The organism is Sulfitobacter alexandrii, from assembly GCF_001886735.1.
Taxonomy (GTDB): Bacteria; Pseudomonadota; Alphaproteobacteria; order Rhodobacterales; family Rhodobacteraceae; genus Sulfitobacter; species Sulfitobacter alexandrii.
Map to the genome: position 1 here is coordinate 2,157,888 of NZ_CP018076.1, position 15,759 is coordinate 2,173,646.

The following is a 15,759-nucleotide window of genomic DNA, read 5'->3' on the forward strand; positions in this document are numbered from 1 at the left end:
CTAAAATCCCATGTGTGCGTGTAAGCCCCGCTTGCAAGAGTGCGCCCTGCATTTTTCGGCCAATGCCGCGGCAACCATCTGCAGACACTCGCAAAATTCAGGGTCGTCGAACCGGCCGGCACCAACCGGGCCATACGCCTCCGCCGCGGCCTTCAAGGTGCCGTTTCCCCACGCCGCATGAACCTTGCCCAGCCTTCTGGTGTGCCGATCGGCCCAGTGGGCCTCGCGCAGCATGCGCGCGCAAACCACAGCGCGACCAGACGCGGGCACCCCACGCAACGCCCGGGCGGCGGCAATCACGTCGCTCAACAGCACCGCGCGCATCAGGCGCCGACGATCCTCTTGGCGGCCGGACCGGGCCCGTACAGCGCCGAAACCTGCGCCACCGACACCTCGAACGGCAGCACCAGACCATCGTTCTGCTGATCGGTGACCGTGTAGGTCCAGCGGGGCCTCGCGATCTCCTGCGTCCGCAACAGGCTGCCCTGCGCGCTGATCCGCAGCAGGTAACGCTCGCTTTCCTCGCCCAGTGGCACCTCCGGCGTGTCCCAGCCCTCTCCCCCCACCCGCGTTCGCCTGATCCAGTTCAGGTCGTAGGCGGAGTCAGGCCGCTTCATCACCTCCAGATGGCAGGGGCTCAGCGGGCGCAGGCCATTTCCGTCAAAGGCTTCCACGAAGTGACGATACGACGGATCGTCGTAGCCGCGCCGCGCCGGGCCGATCCGGAAATGCTGCGCCACGCGGCGCAGGCTCGGTGCGAGGTCGATCTGTCGCGGCCTGCCGTCGAGCAGGACAAAGCGCGACCCGGCTGGCCAGACGGGCTGCATGAGTGCATCGCTCCCCGCCTGCCCCCGCAGCCGCATCGACAGCCAGTACGTGTCCGGCGCAACGAGCCGGGTCTCCGCGAATTGGAATACCTCCCAGTTGCCCGGCGTCCCGTCACCGATAGCGGCGAGGTTGGCGCCTCCCAAAAGCGCCTCCTCACCGACAGATTGCAGGACCCCGGCGGTCAGCCGCACCTCCAGCGGCCCGCCCCGATCCAGCAGCCCGGGTGCTGCGGCATCCAGATCGTTCAGGGTGACGCCCAAGGTGCCGCGCGCGGGCAGCAGCGTGTCGAGCCGGTAATCCGCGTCCGACTCCGAACGATAGACGGCGACGGCCCCTGGCCACGGCTGCGCCGTCGCCACGACATGGGGCGCATGGGGGATCTCGTCCCCCCGCAGAAGCGGCAAATCCAGGAACTGCGCCGTGACCGGCGTCGGTGCCACGAAGGGCCGTACCGGCACCTCCACGTCATCGAGGTCGGATGGGGTGTATACCTCCGGCTCGATCCGGACCGCGTCGACCACCCGCGCATCCAACTGCTCGACCCGGTCGATGCGATACCGCCCCGGCCCCTCCTGCCCCTCGCCGGGCAATTCGATCACGTCGCCCGCGCCCAGCGCCCATAGCGACGGCGGCAGAGCGATCCGCAACTGCTCACGCGCCACGCGCGCCTCCGTCAGCCAGCGTTCGGCGACCTGCCGTCCCTCCGTCCGCGTCAGGGCCATGTTCAGTTCCGATGCCGAAACCGCGTGTGTCGTCTCGTCCGGAGACACCGCTTCTTCGGCGATGACGTCGAAATCCCCGTCCGCCTGCACGAACCGCAGACGGACCCGGCCCGACACCTCGGCCTCCGCCTCGCGCAATTGTTCGATCACGCCGTCCAGTTCGCCGCTCACCGCAAGCCGCTCGGGCACAAGTGGCCGCGCGCCCAGTCCGTTCCGCTGGCGGAAGGAAAGGATGCCGTCCCGTTCCACCGCGTCGAACCCGTGGCGCAGCATCAACGGCTGCAGTGCCGTCCGCGCGTCAGCGACCTGCTCGAACGCGTAGCCCCGGACGTAACCATGCAGACCTTCGGTGCTGAACGCCCCCAGACCCGCATCTCGGCAAATCTCGCCGACGACCGATGCAAGCGTGCGGGCCGTGGTGCGCCCATTGATCCAGTGCCCCCGTGCATGGTGTTCGCCGTCGCTCCACAAGTCACGATTGTTGGGAAAAACCGGATAGGGGCGCACGTCCCAAGCCCAGACGAAGGCGCGGCGCATGTCCAGCATCCGTCCGGCATAAGCGGTCGCCACGGGGTTGCGCGCCGGATCGTCCCAGTACGATGAAATCGCCCGCAAATATTGCAACTGCATCAGGTCGTCCCTTGCGCCTGTCGAATATCGCGGCAGTGCGCTTTCCGAACTTCTCAGATCGAGGAACTTGTTCGGCTCGTTCGCCCCCTTGTCCACCGCCGCGCAGCCGTACTCGGTAAACCAGATCGGCTTGGAACCGGGCAGCCATGCCGTCGGCGCCTCCTGCCGCACCCCGCCCCGCCGCTCGTGATGCGCGTTGCCCCACCAGTTGCGGATGTCCTTGAAACGGAACACCCAGGCTTCATCGTATGCGTTGTCGGTGATCGGCGTGCGGATCTGCGCCGCGCGGGCTTCGGGCGAGTGGTAGTACCAATCATACCCCTCTCCCCCTTCGATATTGCCACGCAGGTACTCCAGATCGTAGATCGCAGCGTACCTCTCGGCATCGATGTGCGCCTGCCCCTCGCGCCAATCGGCCAGCGGCATGTAGTTGTCGATCCCGATGAAATCGATGTTGTCATCGGCCCAGAGCGGGTCGAGATGGAAAAACACGTCGCCGCTGCCGTCCTGAGGCTGATAGCCGAAATACTCAGACCAGTCGGCAGCATAGCCGATCCTGACCTGCGACCCGAGAAGCGCGCGCACCTCTGCCGCCAGCGCCCGCAGCCGATGCACGGCCGGAAAACTGTCACCGGCCCCCCGTATCCACGTCAGCCCACGCATTTCCGAACTGATGCAAAAGGACTCGACACCGCCCGCCGCCGCGCAAACTGCAGCGTAGTGAAGAATGAACCGAGAAAGGGACCATTCATCCGGCCCGCTGTATTGCACGCTCCCCGCTTCGACAGCAAAGTCGCTTGCCGTCACGCTGCCGAAGAACGCATCGACCTCGGCCGCCGCTTGCGCGGTGCCATCCGGGCTCCCCGGCCGGCCGGGGGCCACGGACAGGGTGATCCGCCCGCGCCACGGCAGATGCGGTTGCGTGTCCGCGTCGCTGTAGGGATCGGGCAGCGTGTTGCCGGACACCTGATCCATCAGAATGAACGGATAGAACATCACCGCCTTGCCGGCGTCGGTCATCGCCCGGATGGCCTCGATCACCGACTGGTCGGTCGGCGTACCGCCATAGATCGGCCGGCCAGCCTCCCGCGCGATCACTTCAGCGTCGTTCCGGGTCTGGCCGGAGACTCTCCAGGGCATGTTCTCCCCCTCGATCGTCCGATCCTCGACCTTGGGCCGGATCGTGCAACTGCCGCAGCGCAGGTCGTTACCGAACCACGAGACCACGAGCGACGCCGCTTCCACATTCGGCAACGCCGTCTCCAGTGCGTCCAACGACACGGCGAAGTCGGACTTGCCCTGGGGTGTGTTCACGTTTGCGCTCCACCGGCCTTGCGCCGCGTCGATGTAGGAGACCTCGGTCGTCGCCAGCGCGTATTCGCCCGTGCCGGGGATCAACGCGACGCCTCGCAGGCCGTATGTCGGCACATGTTCCCATCCCGGTGCTCCGGGTTGTTCAGGGCGCAGCACCTCGAATGAAAACTGCGGAACCCTGTTGCCGAAGGGCGCGAGTTGCAGGTCCTCGAAGACCACGTAGGCGGTCCTCCGATAGGCCGGGACCTTCCCCGTGCCCTCGACCGCCTCCATCACCGGGTCCGGCAGTTGGTCCGCCGTCCCGGTATAGACCCGCATGTTCAGGTCGTCCGTGGCGATCTCTTCGCCGTCTGCCCAAACCCGGCCGATCCCCGAGATCACGCCCTTGCAAACGGCGACGGCGAGGCTCACGGCATAGCTGTACTCGGGGGTCTGCGGCGTGGGCCGCGCGCCCTTGCCGCCGCCCGACACGTTCACCGTCTCGCGGAAGTCCGAGACCCAGATCACCTGCCCGCCCAGCCGCATCCGGCCGAAAACCCGTGCCACGGGTTCGCCCTCGCCGGAACGGGTCAGGCGAAAGCGGTCGACCTTGCCGGTCTCCACCGCCTGTCCCCCCTGACCCAGCAGTCGCTGGTCCACGACCCTGCCGAGCGTGGCACCAACCGCCCGCCCGATGGCGACAGAGGACAATCCCGCCAGCGTACCGCCGACCGAGCCACCCAGCGCCGCCCCTGCGGCCGAAAAGATCACCGTTGCCATCACTCGCCTCCCAAAGGAAATTCGAAACGCGCCACCACCCGTCTTGACCAGGGGACGCTCAGCGGGCTTTCCACCACACCGTGTCCGGCGTAGGCGTGAATGAAGCTGGGGCTCTCACCGACGCACGCCTGGATGCCAAGATGCTTTGCCACCGCACCGCTGCGCATCCGGAAAAGCAGAACATCCCCCGGCGCCGGCGTGTTTGGCCGCTTCGGACGCAGATGGCGCGCAGTCGCCTGCCACAACCGCTCCTCTCCCTGCGGCTCGCTCCAGTCCATGGAATATGCCGGCACCGCCTCCGGCTCCGCCCCCAGCACCTCTCGCCAGACACCCCGCAGAAGGCCAAGACAATCGCACCCGGCGCCTTTCACGGTCTGCTGATGCACGTACGGTGTTCCGATCCAGCTCCGTGCCGTGTCCACGATCCGGCTCACCGCAGCGATCCACCCGTGTTGGGTGCGGTGGATCTCGGAACCGCCACAATCCAATCCTCACCCGGCAGATCGGGAAAGCCCTGGAAGTTCACGATATTGTCGAACTTCAGGCGGCAGGTCTCCATCCTCTTGTCGCAGCCCGCAACCAGTCTCACCAGCGTACCCGATCCCACCGGACCATGCAGCGGCTCCCACAGCTCGACCACCCGCTGCGGCCCGTCGAAACGGTCGTGCTTCACGATGCCCCAAAGACCCTGCGCGGGACCATCCAACACTTCCAGCCGGCCGCGGGTGAACCAGCCCGCCTCGAAACCCTGAAACCCGTCCCACATGAAGGATCGCATGTCGGAGACATCCTGCACGGGACGCGCCTCGGCATATCCGGGCGTGTCGAGCGCGAAACGGCAATCGCCGTCCCCCAGCACGGCGGTGCAGGGCTTCTGGTAGACCCGTCCATACGATCTGTTCAGCGTTTCCGAGAGCCCGCGCAGCTCCGCCCGGAAGGCGCCACCGGCCCGGCGTATCTCTCCGATGTGCCCTCGGAAAAGAACCTTGCGCTGCGCCACATCTGTCCAGTTCACCAGCCAGCACACCACTTCCGCGCCGTCGAACCGCCCCTGCTCGATCTCGTCCTCGCGCAGGGACATGTCGCTCAGCGCGCCCAAAGCCTCGGTATTGTCAACCGAAAGGCCGGTCGTCTGCACCAAGGCCCGCGCCGTCAGCCCCGTGTCCGCGCGATACTCGGCCCCCTCCATCACCAGTGGCAGGTCGTGGTCGGTAAAGGCGAAAGTCACGCCATCGGACCGCGTGATCCGCCAGGCGTGGCACAGGGTCGTGTGCCCGCTCTCGAGATGCTCCTGCAATGCCGCGTCAATCCCTGCCATCACAGACGCACCTCGATCACCGGCACGTCGGGCACCTGCCCAGCCTGGAAACTGGCGACTGACGTGAGGATGCGATCCGTGTCGAACCGTACCGGCACATCGAACTCGTACCCGGCAAGGATCTCTATCTCCGGGTCCGGCGGATGCGGGAAGTGGACCAGCCCCGTGGTCAGGTCGACCTCGTAGTCCAGTCCCTCTTTCAGCACGTCCTGCGCCAGGCCGACACGCACGGTGCCTGCCACGGGCTTCTTGATGGGACGGCGATAGCTCTGGGCCCCCGACCGGTACGTCTTGACAAGCTGAAACCTGTCGATCTGCCCATCCCCATGGCCGATCACCTGGTCGTCGAACGAAGGCTCGCGCGACGCCGCGCACGACTTGTAGTCCGCCCAGTCCTTCCACCGGAAGCCGTGAAGCTGGCCCATCCGCGCTTCAAAGAAGCCGACCAGCCGCTGCAAGTCGTCGATCGACCGCATGCCGAGGCCCGCATCGTAGACCCGGCGCGAATGCGCCCAGGGCGTGTTGCGTTCCTCGAACCCGTTGGCCAGGGTCACCACGTCCGTGCGCCGCTGCGGCCCTCCCATCGCGCCGAAACTGAGGCTCTCTGGAAACCGTACCTCGTGAAATGCCATCTCGCTGCTCCTGTCCTAGCTGTTGCGATTGCCCGCACTCAATGCCCGGCTCACCTGCGCCGCGATCTGTGACTGGCTGCGGCGGAAACCCTGCACGTCCGGCGTCGAAATGTTCATGACGACGGTCGCGCCGCCGCCGGTGCCCCGGACCCCCAGCTTTCCGTCGTTACCCCGTGCCAGCGGCATGATCGCCTCCGGACCGGCCTCTCCCATGAGGCCGACGCCCCCCCGCATGGGAAAGGCCGTGGCCGCACGTACCACCCCACCATCGGCAAAGGGCATCACCCGTCCCCGGCTGAAGGCCGCGCCGTCGGCGAAGGGCAGTATGGTCTGAACCACGTTTCCCAGCCCTTGCGAAATCAACCCGCCGAAGTGATCCGAAACCGGTCGAAGTGCCGCGTTGTAGGTCGTGCGCATCAGCGCCTCCGCGACCGTGCCCAGCGCATCCGACAGCTTCATGCCGTCGAACACGACACCGTCGAACGCCCTGCGCAGCCCCCGGCTCAACCCGCGCTCCAGCGTCGACACATCCTTGCCGGTCGCCGTCAGCGCGGCGCGCATCCGCACCAGTTCGGCATCGAACGCCGCGACCAGCCCGCTCGTCGCGGCCAGTGTTCCATTCAGGCTTTGCGCGCTGTCATCCAGATCGCCCATGTCATCGAAATCAGGCATTGCCGCTTTCCTCCTTCTGATCGGGGTATGCTGCCATGAGCGCCGCCAACCCGTCGCTGAGCATCGGCGCTTGGCGGCCCTCGCAGCCCAGCATGATCCGCAGTTCCGCCGGGGTAAGCGCCCAGAACGTCTCCGGCGCCAGCCGCAACCCGTGCAGGCCGGCCCGCATCAGCTCCGCCCAGCCAAGACCACGCTGCACGCTCACTCGGGCACCACGAATGCGCGCGCCAGCAGCTCCGCCGCCGCCCGTGCCGCCGCCATCGGCCCCCCGCCGATATCGGCTCCGGCCAGCGCCGCATCGCTGATCCGCGCGCCACCGCCGCGCAGACCCGCTCCCAACAAAGCGATCACGTCCCGGCCGGTAAATGCGCCCCCCTCGAACCGTTCCACCATGGACAGCAGCGACCCCGTTTCCAGCGTTTCCTCAAGCTCGGCCAGGGCCCCCAGGGTCAGCCGCGCCACGTGCCGCTGGCCATCCACGACAAGGGCCACCTCGCCCCTCCAGCGATTCACCATCCTCAGGCCTCCGGGGCGACCGGGGCATCGGGAGTGAACGTCAATTCACCCGCCGACATCAGGCTCACTTCAAAGGTGGCCTCCCCGTTCAGGCTCCCCGCGTACTCCAGGGCGGTGACCTGAAACGGCCCCTGGATGACGCCGAAATCGGGCACGATGATCTGGAAGTCCGGCGTGAGACCGTCAAAGAAAAGCTGGCGCGCGCGTTCATCCGTTCCCGCGTCCCGAAACACGCCCGACCCGCTGACCGCAGCCGATCGCACACCGGCCCCCACCAGCAACTCCCGCCATCCCCCTGCACTGTCGAGAGAGGTGACATCGACCGTCTCGGCATTGAAACTCACCCGCGTCGCGCGCAGACCGGCAATCGTTTCGAATTGCCCGTCACTCGTCATGTCGACCTTCACGAGAAGGTCCTTTCCTGCTTGAACAGCCATCTGGCGTCTCCTGTTGTGACCCGAAATTTCTTGGCTCAGTCGCCCTGCACCAGCGCGGCGAACCGCAGGTCGATCTGCCGCGCCGATCCGCTGTCGATCCTGCGCGCGTTCGCCCGCTCGAACCGCAACGAGACAAGGCGCCCCCGGCTCAGCGGCAAGGCCGCATCCTGCAGCGCGTCGCATATGGCCGACGCCGCCTGCTTGGCGTTTGCGAACCCCGGTTGCAGCGAGACGACCGAGACAGTGAACCGGTGCAACGCGCCTGCGCCGCTCACGTCCGAGGCGTCGCGCACCGTCTCGCTGCCAAGCCGCACGAAGAGCGGCGGAAGATTGCCCGCCGGCTCTGCATCGTAAATCGCAGACCCCACGACGGCGGCCACCGAGGCATCCGCGCTCAGCGCATCGAATACCGCCGCCTGAAGCGGCCCGGACCCCGCATAGCTCATGCCACCTGCTCCTCTTCCGCGTGACAGACCAGGTATCGCCCTTCCGGATCCCGTTCCGTCACCGCCGTGATGTTGAATATCCGGTGGCCGTCCCGCAGCCGCTGCCGTGGCGCGGGCCGCTCCGGGCTGCCGAAAGGCGCACCCCGAACCGTGATCCTGAACACCGTCCTGCTGACGAAGGCGCCTGCGGATGCCGTTTCCCGACCCGTGCGTGCATCCACTTCGGCCCAGAGCGTCCCTATCGCCAACCAGACCTCCACGAACCCGCCCGCGCCGTCCGGCACACGCTCCGGCGTCTCCAGAACCAGCGCATGGCTCAGGTTCGGCAGGCTCATGCTCCCAGCCCCAGTCGAACCGGCCGGTAGCGCTCGATCAGGCTGCTGACGCCGAAAGGCATGCATCCGCCGCTCAGTCCCGTGTCGTTGCGATACTCGTAATAATGCGCCGCCAGCATCAGTACCGCCTGTCGCAGATCGGCAGGCACCCCTGCCCAATCCGAAGCGAAGCCCGCCTCGAAGGTGATGCTGACGCTGCCTTGCGGGGGCACGGCGGGCAGCAGGCTGCCCACGGGGCGCAGCACCGGGGCCTGCATGTCGGGCGCCAGCCAGTACCGCTCAGGATCGACCGACACTTCCCCCCCATGCCGGTCAACCAGCACAAGCCCGCCGACGGCCTGCACCGGCGCCAACGGCAGTTCCTGCCCCGCTGCATCGCGCCAGGCCGTCAGGTCCAGCCGGAACTGCCGCCGCAGGATCGCCTTGCCCGTGCGGGCTTCCACCGCCGCCAGCGCCGCCCTCAGGAATGACAGGATCACCCCTTCCTGCACGGTCTCAGGGCCAAAGCCGCTGCCGAACCGCAGATGCGCCTTGAAAGCATCCACGGGCAGCGCGGCGTCCGGGACAGGCGTTTCTTCGATCAACATCATCCAACATCTCCAACTTTTGCCCCGCCCTTCCGGGAGGGCCGTCATCATACCGGGAGCGCACCCGCCTGCACCGCTCGGTCAGGGGGAGCAGCTGGGCGATGCGGGGGTCTCTTCGGGCGCGCACCCGGGCCGGGGTCAGGTCACCCCGGCCCCGGCATCCGTCACGACCCGTCAGGCCATGCCGAATTTCAGCAACTTGATCGCGGCGAAATCGCTGACGTCACCGCCCACGCGCTTGGTGGCATAAAACAGCACATGCGGCTTCGCGCTGAATGGATCGCGCAGGATGCGCAGGTCCGGCCGCTCGGCCACGGTATAGCCGGCCTGGAAATCCCCGAAGGCGATGGACATCGAATCCGCCGCCGGGTCCGGCATGTCCTCGGCCACCAGCACCGGATAGCCCATCAGCTGCGCCGGTTCCCCCGCCGCAAGGCCGTCAGACCAGAGGAAACGTCCGTCCGCGTCCTTGAGCTTGCGCACCAGAGCGGTGGTTCTGGAATTCATCACGAAGGATCCGTTCGCGCGGTACTGCGCGCCCAAGGCATAGACCAGTTCGATGATCGCATCCCCCGTCACCTCTCCGTCAAGGCCAGTGGGCACGTATCCCAGGTTTCCCCAGGCCCAGACATCGTTGTCGACGGCGGCATGGGTCAGGAAACCCTTCGGCTTGTCCACGCCGTCCCCCACGATGAAGGCCTGCGCCTCTGCGCGCGCGAACTTGCTTGCGATGCGCCCGGCAAGCCAGCCCTCGATGTCGAAGGCGCTGTCGTCCAGCAACCGCTGCGACGCCTTCGGCAGCGCCGACAGCTCGTGCAGCGGAATGGTGATACGGTCGATCTGAGGCGTGTCCGTCTCCGCCTGCGCACCTGTCTCCGTCGCCCAGCCGGCACCGACTTCGGTATGGTCCACAAGGACGTCGTAGGACGTGGCCTCGACCCGCACGACACTTGCGATCGCCCGGATCGACGCGGTGGCGTTCAGCACGGACTGCACGGTCGCAGAGGTCTGCGGATCGACCAGGTATCCACCGTCAGAATTCACGGCGGAGGACAGGGACTTGCCCTCCACTTCCAGCCCCCGCAGCCCATCGTCGTCGCCGTTGCGCAGGTAGGCGCCAAAGGCCTTCTGATGCGGTGCGGCACTTTCGACGCCCGCCGCCAGCGGTGTCCGTGTCATCATCTTGCGATCCAGCATTGTCATTCGCTCTTCCGTTTGTTGAAGTTTCGTCTCGATCTCGCTCTGGAACCCCCGAAAGTCGGTAACGAAACCCGTCACCGCCCGGCGCACCTCTTCAGCCGGGGACAGCGCCCCGTCGTTCGTGTCTGTCTGTCTCATGTCCTGTCCTCTCGCTTCAGCCACGGGATGCCCCGCGCGCCAATTCCGCCCGCGCGCCGTCAAAGGCCGCCGCCATGTCCTGCAGCACGCGGTCCAGGGGGCTGACCTCGGCCTTTGCACCGACCCGCGCACTCGGCAGCATGGGAAAGGTCACCAACGACACCTCCCACAGGTCCAGTTCCGACAAGAGCCGCCGGCCCTTGGTGGTGCGCCCCGCCCGAACGGTCCGATAGCCGATCGAAAGCCCGTCGATGGCCCCGGCGGCAACCAGCGCGGCCGCTTCACGCCCTTTCGCCACCTCCGATAGGATGCGCCCCTTCACCCAGAGACCCCGTTCATCCTCGCGCACCTGCTCCCAGACGCCGATCGGCTGGGCCGGATCATGCTGCCACAGCATCTTGATGCTGCGGCCTGCCGCCGCGGCCGCTTTCAGGCTTGCGGCATAGGCACCGCGCTCCACCACGTCTCCGCCCTGGTCGGGGTCGCCGAACAGGCTCGCATAGCCGGTGATTTCCGTGCCCCCTTCGACCTCCACCGCGCCGCCGAACCGGGCGAACTTGCGCTCAAGGACCGGCACCGCGCCGGGCATACCCTCTCCGTTCCCCGGAACCGCGCCGGGGCCGCCTTGCTCATCTTTCATGTGGTCTCCTGTGAATTTCAGTGACTCAGGGTGTCACCGCCAGAAATGACTGGACCGCCTGCGCCAGTATCACCGCGGCCACCCCGTAGACCGTCAGCCAGAGCCGCTTTTCCATCCGCGCGATCACCTCTTCCATCTGGTCGAGCCTGCGCAGCAGGTTCTCGCGATGAATGCGGCTGACCTCCTCGTGCGCCTGAAGCCGCAGGCCCGGCGCGCAATCGAAACGGTCCATCCCCGTTTCAAGCATCGTCGGCCACCGGCGGCAGGCCCAGCAGACCGCGCTTTTCGGCCTGGGTCAGAAAATCTGCCTGCGCCACCCGCACCCATTGTGCATCCCGCTCCGCCGCCAAGGCGGGAACCTGATCGAGATCCGGCTTCAGCTCGGTCGCCTCGCCGCTGAATCCGGCCAGCCACGCCGCCAGTGCCGCGGTGACCCGCGTGGCAAGCGGCAGCACCGTCAGGCGATAGAACGCCCGATGCGCCTCCTGGTAGTTGGCATATGTGGCATCCCCCTGGATCCCCAGCAGCATCGGCGGCACCCCGAAAGCCAGCGCGATCTCGCGCGCCGCCGCTTCCTTGGTCTTCTGGAATTCCATGTCGCTGGGCGAGAACCCCATCGGCTTCCAGTCCAGCCCCCCTTCCAGCAGCATCGGTCTGCCGGCGTTCCGCGCGCCCTGATGATGGTTTTCCATCTCGGCGACCAGCCGCGCGTACTGATCCTCCCCCAGCTTGCCCTGCCCCTCCGCACCGCGATAGACGATGGCGCCGGAGGGCCGGGCAGCGTTGTCCAGCAGCGCCTTCGACCACCGCGAGGCAGCATTGTGCACGTCCAGCGCCATCGCCGCCGCCTGCATCGGCGAAAACCCGTAATGATCGTCCTGCGGATGGAAATTGCGGATATGACAGATCGGCATGGCACCTTCGCTGGCCGCGAAACGGTGCTTCGATCCGCCCAGCGCGTATTCGTAGGCGACCGGCCAGCCGTCGGCCCCCGGCACCACCGACATCCTGTCGGACCGCAGCACGTGCAGTTCGACCGGAAGATCGACCGTCCCGACGACGGCTTCCACATAAGCGTTCCCGCTCAACAGAAGCTGGGCATAGAGCGCTTCCAGCAGTTCCGCCCGCCCCTGCGCCCCGTTGGGCCGGGCCAACAGGTCCGCCAGCGGATGGCTGTCGTAGCGGCGGTGACAATCCTGAACGACGAGCGGCAGGGCCGCCGCCGCCTCGGCAATCAGCTTTACCGACCGAAAGCCGACGGGGTTTCCGCAGAACCCCGTGCGGGTGAGACTGGCCGTATCGCGCGCGCTCCATGCCACGCGACCGGAGGTCTGGTAGGCCACGACGGGCCCCGTCGCCGATGCCTTCTGCTCGGATTGGCCCGCCACCGCATCACGTCGCAGAAAATCAAAAACCATGCCATCGCTCCTCATCTCGCCTGCCGCCGGTTCCCGTCTCACCCGACATGCAGACACTTTGCCTCAAACGCGTTAAATTCCCGGAAGGCCACCGCGCGGTCGATGCGCAACAGCCCCGCTCTCGACGCCGGAATGCCACCGCGCCGATCCACCGGCGAGGCGACGCTGCATCCATGGATGATCGCTAGAGGCTGCGCACCGCCGGCGCGCGCCACTTCGCCGCCGGCTCGATCATCAGCTCGTGGAGCGCCCAGACAAGCGCATCGACCCGGTCCGGCGACCCGCCGCCCTCGTAGCCCCGCGCGGTCATCCGGCACATCTGTTCTTCCAGCCGGCCCAGCCCCCTTGCGTGGCGGACCCGGCCCTGTTCGTACAAGGCCGCCACCGGCTCCGCCCGAGCGACCTTTCCGCGGCTGGCGTGCACGGATTTCAGCGGGACCAGCGGATCGACCCCGCGCAGGACCTCACCCACCATCTGGCCCCCCTGGTTCACCTCCGCCACAAGCCGGTCGGCACCGAACCGTTCCATCGCCGCAATCGCCGCACGTGCCCAGCCCGAGGGCGTGGCCCCTTCGACCGTCGCATCGGCCAGCACGAAAGCGCGCCAGTCCTGAACCGGCCCCCGTGTCTGCGCACCAACGACGACGATCCCGCAGGCATCCGACCCGGCGCCCGCGGAGGCTGCCGGATCCAGACCCACGACGATCCGGTCCATTTCGGGCAGGATGTCGATGTGCGCGGCCTCCAGCATCGCGGACGTCCAAAGCGCCCCTTCCGCATCCACCAGCAGGACACCCTCCAACTCCTGCTGGGCCAGCCGCGTACCCGCATAGCGCGCCATGACCTCTTCCAAAAAAGACTGCGCAAGGTTGGCCGAATTCGCCTGCGTCGGTGCGTGGGTGGTAACCGTGGAGGGCGAGGCAAGAAGCCTTTTCAGCACCGGCACGTTGCGCGGGGTCGTCGTGACGCAGACACGCGGGTCGTCACCGAGCCGCAGCGAAAACTGCACCTGGTCCCAGGTTTCCTCCGCCTTCTTCCATTTGGCCAGCTCGTCCACCCATGCGGCATCGAACTGGGGCCCGCGCAGCCCTTCCGGGTCGTGGGCCGTGTGTACCGTCGCCACGGCACCATTGGGCCAGACCAGCCGCTTGCGCCCCGCTTCCCAGATCGGTCTGCGATCCTCCGGCGAACAGGCGAGGATACCGCTATCCCCGAATATCATCACCTCCCGCGCCTGGTCGATGGTTTCGCCCACCAGCGCGATCCGGCGGCATTTGCCGGGGTCCAGCGGTCGCGCGCCCTCCACCATGGCGCGGACCCACTCCGCACCGGCGCGCGTCTTGCCCGCCCCCCGGCCGCCCATCACCACCCAGGTCCGCCAGTCGCCTTCAGGCGGCAACTGGTGCTCCATCGCCCAGAACTCGAATAGGAAGGGCAGCGACAGCAGCTCTTCTTCCGAGAGGGAGTCAAGAAACCGGTTTTGGAGGCTGACATCGGCGCAGGCGATCCAGCTTGCACCCGATCTCAGCCCGGGCCCTGTCCAGGTCGAGGGCATGATTTCCGTTGGCAATGCCTGCTTGCTTGTTTCTGCTTTCATTGAGAATGTTCTCCGCCTTTGCACATTGCGGGATCAGCGCCAGAGCGTCCCTGAGGCTCTGGGCCATCGCCTTCGTGTCGATGTCTTCAAGGCTGCCTGCCTCCCGTGTCAGCGTCTCGATCCGCCGTCGCAGATCCCGGACAGCCTTCTGGAGGGCCTCAAAAACTTCGGTGTTGTATGCTACCTCGTCGTTCAGCGTCGTGCCTGACATGCCGCCTCAACCTTTTCTGGGGGTCCCCGACCGAACAGACATCAAAAAGGCGGCTCCCGGGTCATCCCGGGGCCGCCTGACGCCTGTCCTAGCATGACAGGGTTTGTACTTCAGACCGTGCGCAAAGTCAAGTTTTTCTTCTTTAACAGATACTTAACCGACGGCGCGTTGCGTCAGTTCCCGCCTGTGGATGCGTTGCCGGCCGCCGCCGCTCCGCGTTCGGCCTCGATCTGGCGCCAGCGCGCCACGTTCCGATTGTGTTCTTCCAGAGTGGTGGCAAACGCGTGGCCACCGGTGCCGTCCGCGACAAAGAAGACAAAGTCGGTCTCATCCGGCTGGGCCGCGGCCATCAGGCTCGCGCGACCCGGGTTCGCGATGGGCGTGGGCGGCAGACCGGTAATGACATAGGTGTTCCACGGCGTCTCCGCGCGCAGTTCCGACCGCCGCAGGCCGCGTCCCAGCACGCCTTTTCCTTCGGTGATGCCATAGATCACGGTCGGGTCCGTCTGCAGCCGCATGTTCTGGTTCAACCGGTTCACGAAGACCGAGGCCACCTGACCGCGCTCTTCGGGCACGCCGGTCTCCTTCTCCACGATCGATGCGAGGATCAGCAGGTCCTCCGGGCTCCCGATCGGCAGATCGGGATCACGCGCTTCCCACGCCTCGGCCACCAGCAATTCCTGCCGGGCCGCCATCTGCGCGATGATCGTCGCCCGGTCGTCACCGGGACGCACCTCGTAACTGTCCGGGGCGAGCGCGCCCTCGGCCGGGATCTCCGCGATGTTGCCCTCCAGCAGGTCGATCCCCTTGAGCGCCTCGGTCACCTGCCAGCTTGTCACGCCCTCGGCGACAGCCACGCGGAACCGGGTATCAGCCTTCTCCTTGGTGGTAGCGAAGATCTCGGGCACCTCGTCCTCGCCGGGCGTGAACTCTGCCCGCTCGACGAAACGGTTGCTCGTCGGATCGAGCTCCCGCACCTGCACCGAGATCCGGTTCACGCCGACGCGATAGACCACCTCGGTTCCGCAGGTGCTGGCACCTCCACGGGTGACCACGTCCACGATCTGCGACATCGACGTCCCCGGCTGGACAAGGAAACTGCCCGCCTTGAGCTGCGACGTCTTTTCCTCGTAATCCGCACCGATCCGAAAGATCGCGGCAGAGGAGATCGCGCCCTGATCGACCAGCTTCTGGCTGACCCGGCGCATGTTCGAACCCCGCTCGACCTGCAGGCAAATCGCCTGATCCAGCGGCCCCTCGGCCTGGTATTCGCCCTTGCCCCAGAGAATGACGCCGCCCAGCAGGAACAGCCCCATGATGAGGAAGGTCACCGCGTTGGACGCGATATGTCGCCACATG

General features: G+C 66.8%; 19 protein-coding genes. All 19 read right to left on the bottom strand.

The features are described 5' to 3' along the window. The gene (locus tag BOO69_RS23720) at positions 1-324 is read right to left on the bottom strand and encodes a DUF7742 family protein (protein WP_071972146.1); all 324 of its coding nucleotides are present in this window, start codon (positions 322-324) and stop codon (positions 1-3) included. Next, a complete protein-coding gene (locus BOO69_RS10625) occupies positions 324-4,253 on the bottom strand; it encodes a baseplate multidomain protein megatron (protein ID WP_071972147.1) in 3,930 nt (1,309 codons plus the stop codon). The genes BOO69_RS23720 and BOO69_RS10625 overlap by 1 nt, the downstream gene beginning before the upstream one ends. Next, positions 4,253-4,687 (bottom strand): NlpC/P60 family protein, encoded by a 435-nt coding sequence (locus tag BOO69_RS10630; protein ID WP_071972148.1) that lies wholly within the window; start codon positions 4,685-4,687, stop codon positions 4,253-4,255. The genes BOO69_RS10625 and BOO69_RS10630 overlap by 1 nt, the downstream gene beginning before the upstream one ends. Then, positions 4,684-5,571, bottom strand: a complete 888-nt coding sequence (locus tag BOO69_RS10635) for a DUF2163 domain-containing protein (RefSeq protein ID WP_071972149.1) — start codon at positions 5,569-5,571, stop codon at positions 4,684-4,686. Before BOO69_RS10635 ends, BOO69_RS10630 begins: the two co-directional genes overlap by 4 nt. After that, positions 5,571-6,203, bottom strand: a complete 633-nt coding sequence (locus BOO69_RS10640; protein WP_071972150.1) for a DUF2460 domain-containing protein — start codon at positions 6,201-6,203, stop codon at positions 5,571-5,573. Before BOO69_RS10640 ends, BOO69_RS10635 begins: the two co-directional genes overlap by 1 nt. Before the next feature lie 15 nt (positions 6,204-6,218). Continuing rightward, on the bottom strand, positions 6,219-6,875 hold the full coding sequence (locus tag BOO69_RS10645; protein ID WP_071972151.1) for a phage tail tape measure protein: 657 nt from the start codon (positions 6,873-6,875) through the stop codon (positions 6,219-6,221). Next, a complete protein-coding gene (locus BOO69_RS10650) occupies positions 6,868-7,080 on the bottom strand; it encodes a rcc01693 family protein (RefSeq protein ID WP_257786719.1) in 213 nt (70 codons plus the stop codon). The genes BOO69_RS10645 and BOO69_RS10650 overlap by 8 nt, the downstream gene beginning before the upstream one ends. Next, positions 7,077-7,391 carry a gene transfer agent family protein gene (locus tag BOO69_RS10655; protein ID WP_071972152.1) on the bottom strand — a complete coding sequence of 105 codons (315 nt, stop codon included), beginning with the start codon at positions 7,389-7,391 and terminating at the stop codon, positions 7,077-7,079. The genes BOO69_RS10650 and BOO69_RS10655 overlap by 4 nt, the downstream gene beginning before the upstream one ends. Before the next feature lie 2 nt (positions 7,392-7,393). Then, positions 7,394-7,828 carry a phage major tail protein, TP901-1 family gene (locus tag BOO69_RS10660; RefSeq protein WP_071972153.1) on the bottom strand — a complete coding sequence of 145 codons (435 nt, stop codon included), beginning with the start codon at positions 7,826-7,828 and terminating at the stop codon, positions 7,394-7,396. 35 nt (positions 7,829-7,863) lie between these two features. Then, on the bottom strand, positions 7,864-8,274 hold the full coding sequence (locus tag BOO69_RS10665) for a DUF3168 domain-containing protein (RefSeq protein WP_071972154.1): 411 nt from the start codon (positions 8,272-8,274) through the stop codon (positions 7,864-7,866). Beyond that, positions 8,271-8,609, bottom strand: coding sequence for a head-tail adaptor protein (locus tag BOO69_RS10670; RefSeq protein ID WP_071972155.1), 339 nt, complete (start codon positions 8,607-8,609; stop codon positions 8,271-8,273). The genes BOO69_RS10665 and BOO69_RS10670 overlap by 4 nt, the downstream gene beginning before the upstream one ends. Continuing rightward, entirely contained in the window at positions 8,606-9,199 is a 594-nt protein-coding gene (locus tag BOO69_RS10675; protein WP_071972156.1) for a head-tail connector protein, read from the bottom strand. The genes BOO69_RS10670 and BOO69_RS10675 overlap by 4 nt, the downstream gene beginning before the upstream one ends. A 171-nt stretch (positions 9,200-9,370) precedes the next feature. Then, positions 9,371-10,558: a phage major capsid protein gene (locus tag BOO69_RS10680; RefSeq protein ID WP_257786720.1), complete on the bottom strand. Its 1,188-nt coding sequence runs from the start codon at positions 10,556-10,558 to the stop codon at positions 9,371-9,373. Beyond that, positions 10,551-11,123 (bottom strand): HK97 family phage prohead protease, encoded by a 573-nt coding sequence (locus BOO69_RS10685; RefSeq protein ID WP_071973766.1) that lies wholly within the window; start codon positions 11,121-11,123, stop codon positions 10,551-10,553. Before BOO69_RS10685 ends, BOO69_RS10680 begins: the two co-directional genes overlap by 8 nt. A 76-nt stretch (positions 11,124-11,199) precedes the next feature. Continuing rightward, the gene (locus tag BOO69_RS10690; RefSeq protein ID WP_071972158.1) at positions 11,200-11,421 is read right to left on the bottom strand and encodes a GTA head formation protein, RCAP_rcc01685 family; all 222 of its coding nucleotides are present in this window, start codon (positions 11,419-11,421) and stop codon (positions 11,200-11,202) included. Then, on the bottom strand, positions 11,414-12,592 hold the full coding sequence (locus BOO69_RS10695) for a phage portal protein (RefSeq protein ID WP_071972159.1): 1,179 nt from the start codon (positions 12,590-12,592) through the stop codon (positions 11,414-11,416). Before BOO69_RS10695 ends, BOO69_RS10690 begins: the two co-directional genes overlap by 8 nt. Positions 12,593-12,776: 184 nt before the next feature. Then, positions 12,777-14,147: a DNA-packaging protein gene (locus BOO69_RS10700; RefSeq protein ID WP_172839527.1), complete on the bottom strand. Its 1,371-nt coding sequence runs from the start codon at positions 14,145-14,147 to the stop codon at positions 12,777-12,779. Further along, on the bottom strand, positions 14,059-14,400 hold the full coding sequence (locus tag BOO69_RS23040; protein ID WP_071972161.1) for a hypothetical protein: 342 nt from the start codon (positions 14,398-14,400) through the stop codon (positions 14,059-14,061). The genes BOO69_RS10700 and BOO69_RS23040 overlap by 89 nt, the downstream gene beginning before the upstream one ends. Positions 14,401-14,573: 173 nt before the next feature. After that, positions 14,574-15,758, bottom strand: a complete 1,185-nt coding sequence (mltG, locus tag BOO69_RS10710; RefSeq protein WP_071972162.1) for an endolytic transglycosylase MltG — start codon at positions 15,756-15,758, stop codon at positions 14,574-14,576. Position 15,759: the final 1 nt, after the last annotated feature.

What these genes read in the sequence shown, in the direction of transcription:
- BOO69_RS23720 (WP_071972146.1), bottom strand. Translation starts at nt 324, where the DNA reads ATGCGCGCGGTGCTGTTGAGCGACGTGATTGCCGCCGCCCGGGCGTTG.
- BOO69_RS10625 (WP_071972147.1), bottom strand. Translation starts at nt 4,253, where the DNA reads ATGGCAACGGTGATCTTTTCGGCCGCAGGGGCGGCGCTGGGTGGCTCG.
- BOO69_RS10635 (WP_071972149.1), bottom strand. Translation starts at nt 5,571, where the DNA reads ATGGCAGGGATTGACGCGGCATTGCAGGAGCATCTCGAGAGCGGGCAC.
- BOO69_RS10640 (WP_071972150.1), bottom strand. Translation starts at nt 6,203, where the DNA reads ATGGCATTTCACGAGGTACGGTTTCCAGAGAGCCTCAGTTTCGGCGCG.
- BOO69_RS10645 (WP_071972151.1), bottom strand. Translation starts at nt 6,875, where the DNA reads ATGCCTGATTTCGATGACATGGGCGATCTGGATGACAGCGCGCAAAGC.
- BOO69_RS10655 (WP_071972152.1), bottom strand. Translation starts at nt 7,391, where the DNA reads ATGGTGAATCGCTGGAGGGGCGAGGTGGCCCTTGTCGTGGATGGCCAG.
- BOO69_RS10660 (WP_071972153.1), bottom strand. Translation starts at nt 7,828, where the DNA reads ATGGCTGTTCAAGCAGGAAAGGACCTTCTCGTGAAGGTCGACATGACG.
- BOO69_RS10665 (WP_071972154.1), bottom strand. Translation starts at nt 8,274, where the DNA reads ATGAGCTATGCGGGGTCCGGGCCGCTTCAGGCGGCGGTATTCGATGCG.
- BOO69_RS10670 (WP_071972155.1), bottom strand. Translation starts at nt 8,609, where the DNA reads ATGAGCCTGCCGAACCTGAGCCATGCGCTGGTTCTGGAGACGCCGGAG.
- BOO69_RS10675 (WP_071972156.1), bottom strand. Translation starts at nt 9,199, where the DNA reads ATGATGTTGATCGAAGAAACGCCTGTCCCGGACGCCGCGCTGCCCGTG.
- BOO69_RS10685 (WP_071973766.1), bottom strand. Translation starts at nt 11,123, where the DNA reads ATGCCCGGCGCGGTGCCGGTCCTTGAGCGCAAGTTCGCCCGGTTCGGC.
- BOO69_RS10690 (WP_071972158.1), bottom strand. Translation starts at nt 11,421, where the DNA reads ATGCTTGAAACGGGGATGGACCGTTTCGATTGCGCGCCGGGCCTGCGG.
- BOO69_RS10695 (WP_071972159.1), bottom strand. Translation starts at nt 12,592, where the DNA reads ATGGTTTTTGATTTTCTGCGACGTGATGCGGTGGCGGGCCAATCCGAG.
- BOO69_RS10700 (WP_172839527.1), bottom strand. Translation starts at nt 14,147, where the DNA reads ATGCCCTCGACCTGGACAGGGCCCGGGCTGAGATCGGGTGCAAGCTGG.
- BOO69_RS23040 (WP_071972161.1), bottom strand. Translation starts at nt 14,400, where the DNA reads ATGTCAGGCACGACGCTGAACGACGAGGTAGCATACAACACCGAAGTT.
- mltG (WP_071972162.1), bottom strand. Translation starts at nt 15,758, where the DNA reads ATGTGGCGACATATCGCGTCCAACGCGGTGACCTTCCTCATCATGGGG.